A 17112-nucleotide genomic window follows, 5' to 3' on the forward strand; every position below is an offset into this window, starting at 1 on the left:
ACCATTTGCCATGACTGATTTCGACTCTGTCTCACGCACCGCCTGGATTTCGCAAGGATTTGAAAGGCTGGTTGATCGTGTTCGCTCCAATCCCACCGACGTGCATTTCGATGTGCTGATCATCGGTAGCGGCTATGGCGGGGCCATGGCCGCGGCGGTTCTGGCCGGGCGCACGATTGGGACTGACACCGCAAAGGTTGCGGTTCTGGAACGCGGGAACGAATATCTGCCTGGCGCGTTTCCGACCGGGCTGGGTGAGCTGGCCAAACACGTTCGGCGGGACGGGAACCGGCAGGGGCTGTTCGACTTACGGCTCGGCCCCGAGGTCAACACGGTCGTCGCCAACGGCGTTGGCGGCGGGTCCCTGATCAATGCCGGCGTCATGGAGACGCCGAAGCCAGGCGTTTTCCAGAATGACTGGCCTGCGGAAGTGTCCGACCTCACGACGTTGGAACCTTTCTATACCAGAGCCATGAAAAAGCTGGGCGCGCATGTGGACGGAGTGCCGAACAAAATCGACAACCACCCCGACGGAGTACCGCTCAAACACCAGGCGTTGGAAGATATCGCCCCGCATGCGACGTTCAGGTCGGCGGCAATAACCGTTGCCATGAAAGACCGCGTCAATTGCGCCGGCGTCAGGCTGAATAAATGCCTGCAATGCGGGGATTGTGCGACGGGATGCAATTTCGGAGCCAAGGAATCGCTGGATCTGAGCTTGTTGGCGACTGCCCATCAGGCTGGCGCGGAAATATTCAGCGGCGCTACCGTGCTCTTCGTGTCGAAGGACGACACCAGTTGGGTGGTCAACACGGTTTACACCGACAAGAGCCTGCGGCTCAGGGATGGTGCGGTCGTGAAGATCCGGGCCGACAAGGTCATACTTGCGGCGGGGACGTTGGGATCGAACGAAATTCTCGAACGCTCCGGCGAAGGCGGGTTGGCTGTTTCAGCCAAAAATATTGGGCAGGGATGCTCGACCAACGGCGACATGCTGGCGGTGGATTTTGCGACCGATACGGTTGTGAACAATGTAGCCGATGAAAGCGTGCAACCGTCTCAGCGCGCTATTGGTCCGACGATCACCGGCATCATCGATCTGCGGGATGCCAAGGGCATTCTGATCGAAGAAATTTCGGTCCCCGCGTCGTTGCGCCTTGCATTCAATGAGGTGTTCGGTTCTGTCAATGCCCTTCAGGGGTTGCAAGACATTGACAGGTCGATCCATTCCGATGGATTTCCGACCGACGATGGGTACGCGGTGCCGCCGCCACACATCAAGAAAACCGCCGCGTTTGCCATTATGGGCGACGACGGGGCGCAGGGTTCGATTGAATTCAAGGTCGAATGGAATGACACCGAGGTCGATGGCACCGCCGTCATGAGATGGCCGACCGATGCCGAACCAGAGATTTTTGAGAAGGAGATAACCGAATTATCCAAATTGACCACCGACACGGGAGGGCGGTTGATCGCAAATCCTGCCTGGCGGCCCTTGTCCAAGGATATGGATTTTCTGGTCGGGGACCAGACAGGCCCAGTTACAACCGTGCATCCACTGGGCGGTCTGAACATGGCCGACAGCGGGACACATGGGGTGGTCAACCATCTCGGGCAGGTCTTCAGGTCTGAAACCTCGAACAGCGTTTACGATGATCTTGTCGTTCTGGATGGTTCGATCGTGCCCACCGCGTTGGGGACAAACCCGGCACTGACAATTGCCGCACTGGCCCTGCGCGCGGCCGAGGAACTGGCGGTGCAATGGTCGTTAGGGGCCAAACCTGACGTCGCGGCCGATACACAGCCTTTCGAGCGGCCGGTCTTTCGCGAGACCGACAGGGCGGCTGCACCGCAGCCGACCGAAGTCGAGGTGATCGAACGTCTTTCCGGACCTGTGGAGTTGACCCCTGACGGAGGATCACCAGATCAGTACATTGCCGAGCTGACGTTGCGGTTTAAGCCCAAACCGGTTCAGGACTTGAATCCGGGGGCTCAGGGGGATTGCACGCTTGTTCTTTCCGAGGACGAACTGGACCCGCTGACCCGAAGCGAAATCCGGATATTCCGGAAGGATGACTGGGAACCACTCAGCAAGACATGGAGCCCTCCTATGTGGCGCGAGCGGGAGCTTGACGCCATAGCGATCCTTCGCGCGCCACTGACCGGCCACCTCAAAGTTCTGGAGCGCGAAAGCAGCTGGCCCACGGGGCGGATCTGGAGGGCGGGCAAGGCATGGTTGCTGAACCGGGGTTTGCGGGACATCTACCAGGCGACCTTCGAAGATCACACAGGCGGGTCCGGACCGGGGCTTCTTAGCCGGATCAAATCCGGGATCGCCATCGCCAGCAAGGCCGGTGAAGTCAGGAAACTGGTTTACAGATTAAAGATTGGTCCCGCAGTTTCGGGGTCCGAAATTCAACTTGGCGGAAATCGCATTCGAGGTGTCAAACGGTTCACATACAACCGTCGCGGCAACCCGTGGCGGCAATTGATGGACGTGACGCTGGAAGACTTCCCGGGGCTCAACAGACGCGGACCGCGTGTCCTAAATCTGGATATGGTATATCTTGCGCGGATCGGCGTTCCGCTGTTCCGGATTACAAAGCAGTCGGATGCCATGACCGCGATTTCGGACATTACCGGATTTGTCGGCTATTTCTTACGTCTGCTGCTTGGCATTCATATCTGGAGTTTCCGGGCTCCGGATACGAATGATGACAGCAAGGTGATCGACTTCGCGCCGCCGGATCAACTCAGGCTGTCAGATGGTACAACCGTGAACGCTGACGTGTTTTGTGACGGTGGCCAAATTGGGGCCGAAGTGCCGGATCTCGACAAATCGCTTGGCCCAATCGAGGGGAAGGTTCGGATCACCCGCTACCCCAACCCAAATGCCACAAGGCCGCCGGTGGTCATGTTCCACGGCTACAGCGCCGGCGGCACCACATTTGCACATCACGCGGTCAATCCGAACTTTGCCAGCCACCTGTGGGAAAGCGGGCGGGAGGTTCTGATCGCTGATCTTCGCACCAGCCCGTATTTTCGCGAAACAACGGCGACCGTACCCTGGAGTTTCGACCAGATCGCCGCGAATGACGTTCATTATGTGATCAACAAGGCGATCGAGGTCACCGAGGCGCAGCAGGTCGATGTGGTGGCGCATTGTATGGGGACGGTCGTGTGCAGTATGGCGATCCTGGGCTCGGCATCGGACCCGCCCGGCCCAGATGATCTGTTCACAAAGGTCCGGCGCGTGGCGTTCACGCAGGTTGGACCCCTTGTGGTGTTTTCCCCGATCAATATTCTGCGTGGCTATATCATGAAATATTTGGTCGGGCTACTACCTGACAACTACCAGTTTCGCCCTGACCCCCGGTCCCTGGCGGACGACATACTGGACCGAGTGCTGGCAACGTTGCCATACCCCGTCGATGAGTTCGATATCGAAAACCCCGTGATACCCTGGAAACGCACGCCCTGGACCAGAACGCGGCACCGGATGGATGCGCTGTACGGGCGCGACTTCAACGCAGCCAAGATGGACCCCGGAGTCCTGGAGTTTATAGACGAACATTTCGGAGCGTTGAGCATTCGGACTGTCAGTTCCACCCTGCACTATGCCCGAAATGATATGATGACGGATTTTCGGGGCCGGAACAAATGGGTTTCGCGGGAAAATTTCGACACAACTTGGAGTGATATTCCGACCTTCAGCGTGCATGGTGGCGAAAACGGGCTGTCTGATCCCGTTACCGTCGACAGAATGAAAAAAATTCTGCATGACGCCGGGATTCAATATCTTATGCCGGAGATCGTCGAGCACGCAGGGCACCAGGACGCTCTGATCGGCGCGGACAGGTTGACCACATTTGAACATATCCGCACGTTCCTGGACCTGGACCTGCCGCCCCATAAGGGTAAACGCAACACCGATAAAGTGGTCCATCCCCCCTGGATCGGGCCGGTCATGACACTTGAGACTCCTGAGGCCGCCACGACGCCGGGTTATATTGCGCGGATCGGCGCAGCGCCATCGCATAGAAAACCTGAAAGCATTGTGTTGTTGCGGGTTCAAGTAACAGATGACCGGATACTGCGACCTGACACGCAAACCGATGATTGGGACGAAGACTATCTGCTGTTGTCGATGGTTGTGTACCCTGAACAGGAATTCGCGAAGGACGGCTGGGCCGTTTTCGAGGTTCCCAAGCAGGAATTCATGCCGGGGTTCAATTCTGAAAAACCGGGCAACGCCACATTGGTGTTGATCGCATATGACGAGGCCGATGTATTGGCGCCGGCTGCGGGCCGCCAATATTACTTTGTTCAACGAGACGACAATCGCCAGGATCACGTGTTCAAGTTCGGCCGTGACGGTAAGCCTACGCGCGCAGCACCGGAGGAATTCGATCTCGAACGGTTCGTAAACACCCGCAAGGCGGTTTCAAGGTCGCTGCTCCGAGGGGCCAGTTTGACAAGACCCACGGACGAGACTTACAGGTCGGGTCTCACCCTGCGTGGTCGACGGGATGTGAACAGGGTTGCAGTTGATCCGAGGTCTGATACCGGCATGCGGGACGTGACGGTATCAGAATTGGAGTTCGCGTCCAACCAGGCAGTTGCAGATGCGGTGTTCGATCAGCTTCAGGATCAGGACGATATCATACTGGATGGTGTCATTCCCGATTGGAAATTGCCCGACGGTAATGAGCAAACGCGCTTTATGTTCGGATCGTGTCAGTATCCGGCAGGGTTGCTGGACAAGCCAGTGACCTACAATTCCTACGGGACGCTGGCCGAACGGCTGGCCAACTCTGCCACGCCGCCGCGCTTCTGTTTTCTGGTCGGAGATCAGGTTTATGTCGATGCGACCGCCGGTCTGTTTGATCCGCGGGACATCAACGACCGCTACCGGACCCCGTACGAGAATTGGTTAAGAGCCCCGACGGTGCGCGAGGCGCTTCGGTCGGTACCATCCTATATGTTGCTGGACGACCATGAAATCGTGGACAATTGGGAACCCAGGACCGGAGTGAATGACAAGAAATCGGATTGGTTCAAGGAAGCAATGTGCGCATACAAAAAATACCAACACGGATTGCATTGGAACCGTCAAGACTTCGAACACGGCAACGCACGCTTCTTCCTGCTGAATACCCGAACCGACAGAACGCGGCGGGCTGTGGGTGACCTTGCGAACGCGGAACTTGCCGATAGGTCGGCGATGACAAATCTCAAAGGCTGGATGGACCAGGGCAACGGTGTAAAATTCATTGTGACGCCATCGATGTTTCTGCCACGACATCGTCGCGCTATTCAGCGGGACACCCGGCTGCACCCCGACAACCTCAGCGCCATTCACTCGGATGGATGGGACGGGTATCTTGCTTCAATGCGTGAAGTCTTGGACCATATCGCAAAAAATCAGATCAAACATATCGTGTTTCTGTCCGGGGACGAACATCGCGCCTGTCTGGCCACCGGCGATATCTTCAACGCACAAAATCAGCAGGTCGCGCGTTTTGCATCTGTTCACACATCCGCGCTGTGGGCACCGTTTCCTTTCGCGAATTCCCTGGAGGAGGACACTGCCGATCAGGAAACGTTCACATTCGATTTGGCAGGTGATCAGTTCTCCTGCGTTGTGAAAACTGAAAGGCCGGTGGCCGGTGACGGTCCGACATTCGTCTCCGTGCGTTCATCGGGCAATGACTGGTTTGTCGATTGCGAATTCTCGGACGGATTGACAAGGACAATAGCCTTTTAGGTTCAGGACCCATTGATTTCCGATTGGTTGTGAGCTTCACGATTCAAGAAACGAGCGGTGAACATGTCTGATCTATTCTGGTTGAACGACGCGCAAATGGCGCGGCCTGCACCTTTCTTTCCAAAGTCCCATGGCAAGCCTCGTGTTGGCGATAAGCGCGTGCTGAGTGGAATTATCTTCATCAATCGCAGTGGCTTACGGTGGCGCGACGCGCCCAAAGGATACGGACCGCGCAAGACGTTGTACAATTGTTGGAAGCAATGGAGCGGTATTAGTGCCGCAGATTTGCGACACGCCTAAGTCTTCATCGACCAACGCGTCAGGCCATGTTGAGAACGCCCATTCTTCGTACACCATTAGACTTTGCAAAGTCCGCATTCTGCGCGCAGCAGTCATCTGCAGTGCTTGGCACTGCAAACGCGGCGAAGGTCTGTCTGGTGGCCACTATTACTTTTTGAAGTTTGACAGATGGATTCAATCGCAAATAGCGGCAAGCCCTCTTCCCCATCACCTTCCTTTCGTGGGCCAGCGGGATTTGGACAAGCCAAACGCCCCTGGCCGTCAGGGTGAGGGCGCGGCCCTCCCCCTCTGGCAACCTTTTTAGACAGGGCCGTGTCCTCGGTTTTGCCTGCGGGCCGCACCACCCCTGTCGAATAGCGTTGCCTCGCCCCCTCCCGCGTTCGCCACGTGGCAGATTAGCTGGAACAGGCAGCTTCGCTGTCTGACCTACAAATCAGCTCTGATTTTCCGAAAGGGAAGTCAGAACAAACCAAACTGCCTGCGGGAGCATAAAATGGGGGCGGCGTGTTAGTTGATTACGCAAAGGTCAAATTCAACTGATGTCCAACTTTGGGGGTGGCTTCTGATGTCGAACGTTCACCTAGTTTCTGGTCCAACTATGACGTTTGGGTCAGGTTCGTGTGACGTTCAACAGGAATGTCGGGCGACACATAGTTTTGCCATTTGGCGACATCTAAGTAATTGATTTTATGCAAACTTGGTTTTCTGAAGCGCGCAAACTTTGCCATTTGCGACTCAAAGGCTTTCCATCAAATCAGAATGGTCAAAATGCTGCCACTAGTCTTCAGTGCTACTTCTGTAACTGAGCCTCCTATGTTTGATTGACACCAACCAAATCAGAATAAGAACGCTCACCGCGAGTGATTTGACGTTTGAGGGTGTTCGTTGCTGCTTTTACTTTACCCTCGCCCAATAGCGATGTGATCGCTTGATGTTCCTTGAAAGATTTCTTCGTTCGATTGGAACGCTTGGACAGATGTGTCCGCATAGTTTGGACGATATCACTGACTTTTTGATATCCATCCCGCAGGTAACTGTTTCCGCAGGACCTGAAAAACGCGCCGTGAAACTCGGCGTCAAGTTCCAAGTACTGCTCGAATTCATCCGCTTCCTGCGCTTCCGACATCTTCGAAACAATTGTAGACAGCTCATTGATCAGAACCGAAGGGTTCTTTTCAAGCGCCTGCTCCAAAGCTGCAGATTCTAGGATGAGCCGATACTGGCAAAGCTGCACCACGTCCTCTTGAGAAAGAGAGAATACAAAGGCTCCGCGATGAGGAAAGATCTGAACGAGCCCCTGAAGATTCAAAGCTGATAGAGCTTCGCGAATCGGAGTTTTGCTGATGCCCATGGCATTTGACAGCTTCACTTCCGGCAACGATTCACCCAATTGAAACGTGCCATTGATAATGCCTTTTCGTATGTGCTCTTCAGCAGTTTTACTCAACGAATCCGGGCGCTTAATCTGCAAAATCTCGGTCATTTTCACTTCGTCCTATTTCGTCTCTTTAACACAATAGCACATGTAAGCTTGATTTCTATATTATATCTGATATCTCAGATAATAGATCGAAAATTTACTAAATCCGTGGGAGGATACCTTGTTCAAGAAATCAACATTGGCGCTTGGCGTCGTCATGTCAGCCGGGCTTGCTTTTGCAGCATCCGCTGAAACAGTCATTAAGGTTGGGCATGGCGCAGCAGAAGCGTTTCATATGCATCGCGCGCTACTGAAATTTGAAGAACTGGTCGAAGCTGGCTCGAATGGTGAGATCGACGTACAGATATTCCCTTCGTCGCAGATGGGCCCTGATCGCGAGATGATCGAAGGTGTTCAAACCGGCGTTCTGGAAATGGCCATTCCTCCTTCTTCTTTCTTCGCGGGCTGGGACCCGGCATTTGCAGTAATTGAACTGCCTTACATGTATTCCTCCAAAGACATCGCCTTTGATGTTCTTGATGGCGATGCTGGTGATGACATGCTTGCACGGGTCGAAAACCAGGGATTGGTCGGTCTTGGCTGGCTTGAATTGGGTGTACGCAATGTGACCAACAATGTCCGTCCGGTTGCAACCCCGGCAGATCTCGAGGGTGTCAAGCTGCGCACCATGAAGGTTCCGGCGCACGTGGCGACTTTCGAAACGCTCGGGGCCAACCCGACGCCAATGAACTTTGGTGAGGTCTATTCTGCTCTCCAGCAAGGCGTGATCGACGGCCAGGAAAACCCCCTGGCGATCATTACCTCACAGCGTTTCTACGAGGTGCAGAAATACCTTTCGACCACGGGCCATGTCTTTGCGGTCTATATGCCCGTCATCTCCAAACCGTTCTTTGACTCGCTGTCCGCAGAGCATCAGCAACTGGTACGGGACTCGATGGCCGCCGCACGTGACTATCAGGCGGAACTGGTCGCAAACGAAGATGCGGAACAGTTGGAACAGATCCGTGCTGCCGGAGTCGAGGTTCTGGAACTGACTGCAGAGCAGCGACAGGCCTTTGCCGACAAAACCGAAAGCGTCCGCCTGCAGTATCGCGACGAGGTTGGCGCCGAAGCCTATGACGACTGGGTAGCAGCGGTTTCCGCAGCGAGCGGAAGCTGACCCTCGGACTACTCAGCCAATACGGGCACCCGTGCCATGAGGGTTCGGGTGCCCCTTTCGTTCAAGGGGAGGTGAACGGTGTCGGTTATCAAATGGATCGATATGAATGCCGAAAAGGTCTTAGCCAGTGCACTTTTGGCCGCGATTGTCTTGTTGATCTTTGGCAATGTGTTCATGCGCTACATTCTGAATGCCTCTCTTTCATGGGGCGAAGAGCTAACGCTTTGGCTGTTTGTATGGTTTGTCTGGCTTGGCGTCAGCTATGCATTCCACACAGGCGATCATGTGCGTATCACGGTCCTGCGTGATGTCCTAAGCGAGCGCGCAAGGCTTTACGCGGATATTGTGATCGCGCTTCTTGTCCTTGGATTTCTGATCGTTCTGACAGTTGAATGCATCAAGCTTATCCGACAGCCTTTTGTGGCCAGTCAGACCTCAGTCGTTTTGGGACTACCGATCCCGATCCTTTATGCTTCGGCGCCGATTGGCGCGGGCCTGTCCGCGATCCGCGTCACTCAACATCTGATCCGAACCCTGCGTCTGATCGCAGGGACCAAGGCGTGAGGAACCCGGCATGCTTGCAACAACGCTTTTTCTGACGCTCTTTGCCCTGTTGCTCTTCAGCGTGCCTATTGGCATCTGTCTGGGCTTGGCCACTATGATTGTGATGGTCTTTGTGGATGGCACGCCACCCATGGTTCTTCTGGCACGGTCGGTGGTAACTGGCGCGGACTCGTTTCCTCTAATTGCCGTCCCTCTGTTCATATTGGCAGGCGACCTGATGCAGCACGGCGGAATGTCTCGTCGATTGGTTGGGTTCGCTAACGCACTGATCGGGCATATCCGCGGTGGGCTTGCTTATGTGAACGTACTCGCCTGCGTGTTCTTTGCCGCCATATCCGGTTCGTCTCCTGCGACCGTAGCCGCCATCGGATCGAACATGATCCCCGAGATGGAAAAGGTCGGCTATACGCGCAAATTCAGCGGCGCATTGACGGCATCCTCGGGAATGATCGGTGTAATGATCCCGCCAAGTATTCCCTTCATCATCTATGGTGTTACTGCCGAGGTTTCGATCGGCAAACTGTTTCTTGCAGGCGTTGTTCCTGGCATCCTTTTTGCCCTCATGTTCATGTTGGTCGCTCGTGTTCTGCTGCGAAAGGACGAGGTTGTTCACCAATCGACGACTACGTTCTCAGGTCCGGGCGTCTGGCAGAGCTTCCGGTCTTCCATCTGGGCGCTTCTAGTACCCGTGATTATTCTTGGGGGCATCTATAGCGGCATCTTTACCCCAACCGAAGCCGGTGCCGTGGCCGTGGTTTATGCCGCTTTCATCGGCATCTTCGTTTATGGAGACATCACCCTCAAGGACCTGCCAGAGGTTTTGGCGGGCAGTGCAAAGACCAGCGGGACCATTCTGATATTGGTGATCATGGCGACCGCCTTTGGCAGGTTGATCACGCTCGCAAGAATCCCGACAGAACTCGCAACAACAATCACCAGCCTATCCGACAATCCGATCATCATTTTGTTGTTGATCAATTTGCTTTTGCTGGTGATCGGAATGTTCATGGAGACGATTTCGTCGATCATCATCATGACGCCGATCCTGCTGCCGGTTGCAACCGCGCTGGGTGTCGATCCGATTGTTTTTGGTGTCATCTTGACGGTCAACCTGGCCATTGGGTTTTGCACACCACCTTTGGGAGTGAACCTGTTCGTGGCCAGCAGCATTTCGAAGGTTTCCATCGAAAGCCTCAGCCGGGCGATCCTGCCATTCTTTGTCGGCATGCTGATCTTGTTGATGTTCATCACCTATGTGCCCGCAATTTCCTTGGCCTTGCCATCCCTTTGGTGACCGACTGAGGAGCTTCAACCGTTAGACAACGAACAGAGGACCCGGATGGATCTGGACCTATCCCACCCGTCGATAGAAGACCTTCGGAAAACCGCACAAAAGCGCATTCCGAAGTTTGCCTTCGAATACCTCGACAGCGCGACCGGCCGAGAGCTGGGATTGAAGGTCAACCGGGACGCACTTGATGCCATCGGGTTCATGCCGCGTGTACTATGCGGCCGAACAAAGGCCGACCTGCAGACTACATTGATGGGTCAAACTTACGATCTGCCATTCGGGATAGCACCGGTAGGCATGTCCGGCCTGATGTGGGCAGGAGCAGAGCGGATGCTTGCAAAGGCAGCGGTTGCTCACAACATTCCGTTTTCGCTGTCGAGCGTTGCGGTTGCTTCACCGGAAGATGTGGCACCTTACATTGGCAAAAACGGATGGTTTCAGCATTACCCGGTAAAGTCCGGCGATTTGCGCCGCGCGATGCTGCCGAGGATAAAGGCAGCGGGATTTCATACGCTGATTATCACGGTGGACGTTCCAGAAGAGAGCCGGCGCGAACGACAGCGCCGTGCCAATCTGACGGTGCCTCCAAAAGCTGACCTGCGCACGCTGACTGAAATGGCATCACGACCCGCCTGGTGCCTTGCACATCTGCGCGAGGGCATCATGCCACGTATGCGGTTCTTTGACGATTACGTCCCGACCCGCGGGCGAGAAAGCTTTACCCATGCAGGCGCTCTGATCCGTGGGATTCCAGATTGGGACTACCTGCGCGAACTGCGGCGGGAATGGGAGGGTCACCTGATCGTCAAGGGTGTCCTGCGGCCGGAGGACGCGCAAAAAATGGTGGCCGAAGGCGTGGATTGCATCTGGGTTTCAAACCACTCCGGGCGTCAATTCGAAGCCGGGCCCGCCGTGATTGACCAACTCCCGAACATCCGCGAGGCGGTCGGAACAAATGTGCCACTGATCTATGACTCTGGCGTTGCCTGGGGATTGGACGTCATGCGTGCCTTGGCGAAAGGTGCAGATTTCGTCATGGTCGGACGCGCCTTTCAATATGCCGTTGCAGCGTTCGGAGCACGAGGGATCGACCATCTCGTTCACATCTTGAAAGCTGACATTGAGGCCAATATGAGCCAGCTTGGCAGCGAAAACCTCGGCAGTCTGACAGAGCACCTTCTGAGTACCAGCTGATCGGCAATTTCGGCGTGCGGCGTATCAGACAGGTGTGTTGTCATCCCCGTCAATCAGCCCCTTCACGATCAGATCCGCAGTTGAGCGCGAACAAGCCATTGGCAGATCATATACCGTGGCAAGACGGGTCAGAGCTTTAACATCAACGTCGTGTGGCATGGGCGACAGAGGGTCGACGAAGAAAATCAATGCATCCAGTTTCTCTTCGCAGATCATAGCGCCGATCTGTTGGTCGCCTCCGAGTGGTCCGCTTTTCAGGCAGGTCACATCCAGTTCTGGATAGGCTTGCTTAATGCGACTACCGGTAGTCCCAGTCGAAAAGATTTGTACTCTGGACAGGCGGGCCAATTGCAGACCCACCCATTCAACGATTTCGTCCTTTCGCGCATCATGCGCTACAAGCGCGAAACGCGGCGCATCACCGGATGAATTGTTCAACGTAATCTTCTCCAAGACCGACTTCCCCGAAATGTTTTCGGCACAGATCAATCTTGGTAAAGACATCTTCGTAGCCAGTGACCTTGCCCCACGGATCAACATAGCACATCACGCCATTGACCTGGAAATAGGTGACCATCTCTTCAACATCGTCAGGAACGACCAAAGTATGAGTCTCACCCGGCGGCTCAAAGACATATCCCCCCTCTTCCGCAACCCAATCATGTTCCAGATAATGCCAGCGCCCTTTCAGGACAAAACCGTGGACTGGCTGTGGATGGCGGTGCCGCGAAAGAACACCAGCTTTGCGCACTTTGAGAAGGTTCATCCAATAACCTTGCGAGCGGTTCAAGCAGAGCGGTCGGAACCAGACGTTCTCTGCCTGCGGAACCCATAGCCTGTCGTCCTCACTCATGGCGTTCGGGATCACGATCTCGTCTTGCGCATCCTTGGGAAACGGCAACTGATATGGCATTCGGGCGGTGTCATCGTCATTCATTGATTTTCCTCACATAGCGAGATAGCCGCCATCGACCGGATAGATCGATCCGGTCACAAAGCTGGCGTTTTCACTCAAAAGCCATTGCACAAGCGCACCGACTTCTTCGGGTTTCCCCCAGCGTTTCATTGGCGTACGCGCCATGATCCCCGCTGTTCGTTCAGGGTCTTCCCGAAGGCCCTGGGTCATCTCTGTCTCGATCCAACCCGGCGCGATAGCATTGACCCGGATGCCGTCTTCGGCCCAGCGACCTGCCAGCGCCTTCGTCAACTGTGCCACGCCACCCTTGGAAGCAGAATAGGCAGGCACCAAAGGTCCACCAAAGGTGCTGAGCATAGAGGCTGTATTGACGATAGCCCCACGCGTTTCCGCCAATAATGGATGCGCGGCAAGACAGCAGCGCATAGTCCCGGTCAGATTCACATCGAGTACCTTGGCAAAGACATCGATGTCGTATTCATGGCCACGCAGAAGAATACCTGCGCAGTTCACCAAGGCATCTAGACCCGTGAGTTCGCCGAATACATCATTGATGGATATCTGGTCTGTGACATCCAAGAGCCGCACCTTTATCCCGTCCTGAGGCTCGAATGCATCCAATTCGGATTGGGAGGCGGATGCGGCAATGACGGACCAACCTGCGTCAGCCAACGACCGTGCAACACCCGCACCAATCCCTCGCGTACCGCCCGTAACAAGGGCCTGTTTCATCCAAGTTCCTCCAATACACTGGTGAAGGAGCGCGCGCGCCTGCCAATATCATCCAATGTATAGTTCGGTTTGAACAGCGCGGAACCCAGCCCATATCCATCTGCACCCGCGGCATGATACGACGCCATCGTATTCGGCGTTATGCCCCCTACCGCAGCGACGACTGCGTCTGCAGGCAATACGGCGCGCATTGCTGCGATGGCAGCGGGTGGCACCATTTCCGCCGGAAAAAATTTCAGGACCGATGCTCCAATATCCAACGCCGTAAAGGCCTCGGATGGGGTCATGACGCCTGGACACCAATAGAGATCCCGCGCGACAGCCGCGCGCCCGACGTCCGGGTTCATATTGGGCGACACGATGATCCGCCCGCCTGCATCAGCAACTGCCGCGACCTGATCCACAGTCAACACTGTGCCAGCGCCGACGATGGTTTGAGCGCCATGTTTCACGGCGATCTGCCCTATCGATTCCAGCGGGTCCGGTGAGTTGAGTGGCACTTCGATTATCCGAAACCCGGCATCGAAGAGTACATCAGACACCGGGCGCGCATTTTCTGGTGCTAGCCCCCGCAAAATCGCAATCAGCGGGTTCTCGGCAAGAGCTGCGGTGAGGTCATTCATCCAACCAACCCCGCAGCGCGAGCAATCAGAAAATGCCCTTTCGCAACGATATCATCTGGCGCGCGACGGCTGTCGAAACCAGCAGTTCGAAGCGCTAATTCGTATCGGTCGGACAAGTCGCTGCGTCCAACAACAGTGATCGTGCCGACGTCTTTTATTTCGCCGGTTGCCGCAGCAACCTCGGTCCCGATCAACAAGCCCGACAAGTAGTCGGCCGTAGCAACCTTTGGGATTTTGCCCATAAGAGGAAGCGTCCGGACATGAAACAGGTTGTGCAGCAGGTTCGACTCACCACTGAGGCCTGCCTTGACGCCCATCACGAATGCGTCTTCGCTGAAGGCGTCCTCCTTCATCAAAGAGCCAAGGATCGTGTGTTCTTTCAGCGCCGAAAAGATCTCACCTGTCATGTAGGTCGAAAAATCCACGATCTTCCCGTCATCAACCTGAACCCATTTGCTGTGCGTTCCCGGCATCACGAACATGCCTTCGCTCAAGCCTAGCGAAGATGCCCCGATGATTTGGGTCTCCTCGCCGCGCATCACGTCGGGTCCTCCGGCATGTTCTGTCGAAGCACCTGTCACAAAATGAATACGCGCTCCGTTGGCCGCTTTGTGCGGGACCAACGCTCGCGCAAGACCGCCAGCACCCAGCGGCATTTCGGCATATTGCGTTTCTACCCAGCCATTGCGGCTGGTGATCATGCCAGATGCCAGGATCGGCAGGTCAGCCTTGGCGACCCAAGGGCCGATGAGACGATCAAGAACCGCCTCAAAGGTTTGTCCTGCAACCTGCATGATACCTTCAGGCGACGAGACTCCATCGATCACCTCGCCCTCCGCACCAATTAGAAATGCACGAAACGATGAAGTGCCCCAATCTACGCCGATCAGCGCTGGTTCAGATGCGACCGAATTCATTTAGCAGATCCTCAACGGTTTTGCCTTGGGCCACCCATTTACGGGTTTCCTCCTCACGGTCAGCTTGCTCTTGAGCAAGGCGCACGGTTTCTTCGGCAATTTCCTGTGGAACCACGACGACGCCCATAAGATCAGCTACAATGAAATCTCCGGGGTTTACCACGACGCCCCCACAGGCGATTGGCACATTGATCGAAAGTTCTTCTTTACGTTCCGAGAACATCGTGTGCGTTCCGCGCGGCGTGATCGCGCGCGTCCAGATTGGCCAGTTAATGTCTTCCAACTCATCTGTGTCACGCCCAGTGCCATCTACGATCATACCCCGAATGCCACGGTTCTTGGCTAGGCCACCCATTAAACCGCCGCAGACTGACGTTTGACGATCACCACCCGCGTCCACAACGATCACATCCCCGGGTTGTCCCATTTCAAGCGCTCGCAATGGGTCGACCAGATCACCTTTTGAAAGCTGGACCGTCACGGCCTGGCCTGTCACCTTGGCGCGGAAAGCGGGCTTGATGGCGCTGTCCATCACGCCTGTTCGGTACTGCACATCCGCAAAAATGGCAGCAGCAGAGTAAGCCTCCAACACCTTGTCGAATTTTCTGAGAAGTTCCGGGTTTCTTTCAAAATCATTAAAAACCCTAAGGTCCGTGCTGACGTCTGGCATTCTTGTCTCCTGTTATGCGGTAGATACGGCCAATGCGTCGGCATTGACTGTGTAGTCGGGGTTTTGTCCTGTCAGGACCTTGGCCACTTGCGTAGCCGCGGTAACCCGCGCTGCGTGTATCGATTCCTCGGAATAGTAGGCGGCATGTGGTGTTACGAGGACGTTGGGCAGTGTGAACAACGGGTTGTCATCAGGCGTCCAGTTGGCGCGCTTTGCCGGCTCTTCTTCGGGGTCGTCGAGCCCTGCAGCGGCCAAATGGCCTTCGGTCAGCGCCCGGAACAGGGCTTTGTTGTCGACCGTTGGTCCGCGTCCAGTGTTCACGAGTATCGCACCGGGTTTCATGACCGAGAATTCGGCATCCGACAAAAAGTGATGCGTGTTCGGCGTCATCGGCGCCTGCATAAGGATATAGTCGGACCTTGCCAGCAATTCGGGCTTGCTCACCAGCTCGACCCCAATCTTCGCGGCGACTTCTCTTGGCAAATACGGGTCGTAAGCGATGACCGTAACTCCGAAAGATTGCGCCCGCGCAACGATGGCTTGCCCGATTTTACCCAGCGAAACGACACCCATCGTCCGCCCGCGCAACCGATAGACCGGCTGCCCGCTTTGCCATTGCCAGACCCCTGCGTGAGTGGCCCGATCATAGTCAGGCAACTTGCGCGCCAGGGTCAGCCAAAGGGCAATCGCGTGATCGGCGACTTCCTCAGTGCAATAGTTTTGCACGTTGGTAACGAGGATGCCTTTTTCCGTTGCCGTACCAACATCCACGATATCTACGCCTACGCCATAACGCGCGATGACCTCGCAGTTCCGCATCCGCGTAATCGTTTCTTTTCCGATCCGTGCATATTGGTTCATCATCGCTGCGCAATGCGGCGCGACATCGAACAGGTCTTCCTGGCGCTTGGCCTGAAGCGCAATCACCTCGGCTCCTGCGGCTTCCAGGATTTCCGTCTCAACGGCAACATCACCAAAGTCGTAATCGGTTATCACGACCTTGGGTTTGTCCGTTCTGGGGGGAAAGGCGGCGCGATCAGTCATAGGCACCCGCCGAATAGGTCAATTCGTACGAGTGGCTATAGAGCTCGAAAATGTTGCCAAACGGGTCTTCCATATAGACCATGCGATAAGGCTTTTCGCCTGGGTAATACTTGCGCACTTGGCTCATGCGCTGGCGCCCGCCCAGGTCTTCGATAACCTTGATGCGGCCTTCCAGATCCTCGTCCTGTACGCAGAAATGAAACAAGCCACGCCGCCAATATTCAAACGGTCGTTCTTCTTCGACGGTCTTCGGGAACTCAAACAATTCGATGCCAACACCGTCGCCCATTGACAAGTGCGCGATACGGAAGCTTCCCCAACCTTCCCCAAACACATCGTCGCACATCTGACCGATGGCGCTTTCGTCATGCAGGATTTCAGTTGGTTCCATCAGCACGTACAGGCCGAATGCCTTGGAATAAAACTCCACGGCTTTTTCCAGGTCGGGAACTGTGATGCCGATGTGAGAGAAAGTGAGAGCGGCCATAGCAGGC

At 55.4% G+C, this 17112-nt stretch carries 14 protein-coding genes and 1 pseudogene; 6 read left to right on the forward strand and 9 right to left on the reverse strand.

The genetic code is table 11. The annotated features are described in order from the left end of the window. Positions 1–10: 10 nt before the first annotated feature. Both ACR0IM_RS20265 and ACR0IM_RS20270 read left to right on the forward strand, forming a co-directional pair. Complete coding sequence (locus ACR0IM_RS20265; RefSeq protein WP_480683033.1) at positions 11–5767, forward strand: alkaline phosphatase D family protein; 5757 nt, start codon at positions 11–13, stop codon at positions 5765–5767. A gap of 63 nt (positions 5768–5830) precedes the next feature. Then, a pseudogene (locus tag ACR0IM_RS20270) lies at positions 5831–6034 on the forward strand (transposase); the annotation flags it as partial. A gap of 844 nt (positions 6035–6878) precedes the next feature. Here ACR0IM_RS20270 and ACR0IM_RS20275 read toward each other — a convergent pair. Then, positions 6879–7550: a GntR family transcriptional regulator gene (locus ACR0IM_RS20275; RefSeq protein WP_480683034.1), complete on the reverse strand. Its 672-nt coding sequence runs from the start codon at positions 7548–7550 to the stop codon at positions 6879–6881. 118 nt (positions 7551–7668) lie between these two features. On the opposite strand from ACR0IM_RS20275, the gene ACR0IM_RS20280 reads away from it, so the two are divergent. The 4 genes from ACR0IM_RS20280 to ACR0IM_RS20295 all read left to right on the forward strand — a co-directional run bounded on the left by ACR0IM_RS20280 (position 7669) and on the right by ACR0IM_RS20295 (position 11716). Then, on the forward strand, positions 7669–8667 hold the full coding sequence (locus ACR0IM_RS20280; protein WP_306203022.1) for a TRAP transporter substrate-binding protein: 999 nt from the start codon (positions 7669–7671) through the stop codon (positions 8665–8667). Positions 8668–8745: 78 nt separating this feature from the next. Further along, a complete protein-coding gene (locus tag ACR0IM_RS20285) occupies positions 8746–9231 on the forward strand; it encodes a TRAP transporter small permease (protein WP_480642735.1) in 486 nt (161 codons plus the stop codon). Between the two features lie 10 nt (positions 9232–9241). Further along, entirely contained in the window at positions 9242–10525 is a 1284-nt protein-coding gene (locus tag ACR0IM_RS20290) for a TRAP transporter large permease (RefSeq protein ID WP_480642737.1), read from the forward strand. Between the two features lie 45 nt (positions 10526–10570). Beyond that, positions 10571–11716, forward strand: coding sequence for an alpha-hydroxy acid oxidase (locus tag ACR0IM_RS20295; RefSeq protein ID WP_480683035.1), 1146 nt, complete (start codon positions 10571–10573; stop codon positions 11714–11716). Between the two features lie 24 nt (positions 11717–11740). Here ACR0IM_RS20295 and ACR0IM_RS20300 read toward each other — a convergent pair whose 3' ends face one another. The 8 genes from ACR0IM_RS20300 to ACR0IM_RS20335 are packed head-to-tail and all read right to left on the reverse strand — an operon-like array spanning position 11741 to position 17105. After that, the gene (locus tag ACR0IM_RS20300) at positions 11741–12154 is read right to left on the reverse strand and encodes a methylglyoxal synthase (RefSeq protein ID WP_480683036.1); all 414 of its coding nucleotides are present in this window, start codon (positions 12152–12154) and stop codon (positions 11741–11743) included. Further along, positions 12135–12653 carry a 2,4'-dihydroxyacetophenone dioxygenase family protein gene (locus tag ACR0IM_RS20305; protein WP_010437260.1) on the reverse strand — a complete coding sequence of 173 codons (519 nt, stop codon included), beginning with the start codon at positions 12651–12653 and terminating at the stop codon, positions 12135–12137. The genes ACR0IM_RS20300 and ACR0IM_RS20305 overlap by 20 nt, the downstream gene beginning before the upstream one ends. Positions 12654–12662: 9 nt before the next feature. Further along, positions 12663–13364 (reverse strand): SDR family NAD(P)-dependent oxidoreductase, encoded by a 702-nt coding sequence (locus ACR0IM_RS20310; protein ID WP_480683037.1) that lies wholly within the window; start codon positions 13362–13364, stop codon positions 12663–12665. Further along, complete coding sequence (locus ACR0IM_RS20315; protein ID WP_480683038.1) at positions 13361–13987, reverse strand: 2-dehydro-3-deoxy-6-phosphogalactonate aldolase; 627 nt, start codon at positions 13985–13987, stop codon at positions 13361–13363. Before ACR0IM_RS20315 ends, ACR0IM_RS20310 begins: the two co-directional genes overlap by 4 nt. After that, positions 13984–14904: a 2-dehydro-3-deoxygalactonokinase gene (locus tag ACR0IM_RS20320; protein WP_480683040.1), complete on the reverse strand. Its 921-nt coding sequence runs from the start codon at positions 14902–14904 to the stop codon at positions 13984–13986. The genes ACR0IM_RS20315 and ACR0IM_RS20320 overlap by 4 nt, the downstream gene beginning before the upstream one ends. Beyond that, positions 14885–15574, reverse strand: coding sequence for an RraA family protein (locus ACR0IM_RS20325; protein WP_170395860.1), 690 nt, complete (start codon positions 15572–15574; stop codon positions 14885–14887). Before ACR0IM_RS20325 ends, ACR0IM_RS20320 begins: the two co-directional genes overlap by 20 nt. Before the next feature lie 12 nt (positions 15575–15586). Then, positions 15587–16618: a C-terminal binding protein gene (locus ACR0IM_RS20330; RefSeq protein WP_480683041.1), complete on the reverse strand. Its 1032-nt coding sequence runs from the start codon at positions 16616–16618 to the stop codon at positions 15587–15589. Continuing rightward, the gene (locus ACR0IM_RS20335) at positions 16611–17105 is read right to left on the reverse strand and encodes a lactoylglutathione lyase family protein (RefSeq protein WP_108861949.1); all 495 of its coding nucleotides are present in this window, start codon (positions 17103–17105) and stop codon (positions 16611–16613) included. The genes ACR0IM_RS20330 and ACR0IM_RS20335 overlap by 8 nt, the downstream gene beginning before the upstream one ends. Positions 17106–17112: the final 7 nt, after the last annotated feature.

The sequence above is a fragment of the Ruegeria sp. BF6 genome (genome assembly GCF_056538665.1).

Bases quoted from the DNA above. Each gene is read 5' to 3' on its own strand.
- ACR0IM_RS20265 (WP_480683033.1), top strand. From the start codon at position 11: ATGACTGATTTCGACTCTGTCTCACGCACCGCCTGGATTTCGCAAGGA.
- ACR0IM_RS20275 (WP_480683034.1), bottom strand. From the start codon at position 7,550: ATGACCGAGATTTTGCAGATTAAGCGCCCGGATTCGTTGAGTAAAACT.
- ACR0IM_RS20290 (WP_480642737.1), top strand. From the start codon at position 9,242: ATGCTTGCAACAACGCTTTTTCTGACGCTCTTTGCCCTGTTGCTCTTC.
- ACR0IM_RS20295 (WP_480683035.1), top strand. From the start codon at position 10,571: ATGGATCTGGACCTATCCCACCCGTCGATAGAAGACCTTCGGAAAACC.
- ACR0IM_RS20305 (WP_010437260.1), bottom strand. From the start codon at position 12,653: ATGAATGACGATGACACCGCCCGAATGCCATATCAGTTGCCGTTTCCC.
- ACR0IM_RS20310 (WP_480683037.1), bottom strand. From the start codon at position 13,364: ATGAAACAGGCCCTTGTTACGGGCGGTACGCGAGGGATTGGTGCGGGT.
- ACR0IM_RS20315 (WP_480683038.1), bottom strand. From the start codon at position 13,987: ATGAATGACCTCACCGCAGCTCTTGCCGAGAACCCGCTGATTGCGATT.
- ACR0IM_RS20320 (WP_480683040.1), bottom strand. From the start codon at position 14,904: ATGAATTCGGTCGCATCTGAACCAGCGCTGATCGGCGTAGATTGGGGC.
- ACR0IM_RS20325 (WP_170395860.1), bottom strand. From the start codon at position 15,574: ATGCCAGACGTCAGCACGGACCTTAGGGTTTTTAATGATTTTGAAAGA.
- ACR0IM_RS20330 (WP_480683041.1), bottom strand. From the start codon at position 16,618: ATGACTGATCGCGCCGCCTTTCCCCCCAGAACGGACAAACCCAAGGTC.
- ACR0IM_RS20335 (WP_108861949.1), bottom strand. From the start codon at position 17,105: ATGGCCGCTCTCACTTTCTCTCACATCGGCATCACAGTTCCCGACCTG.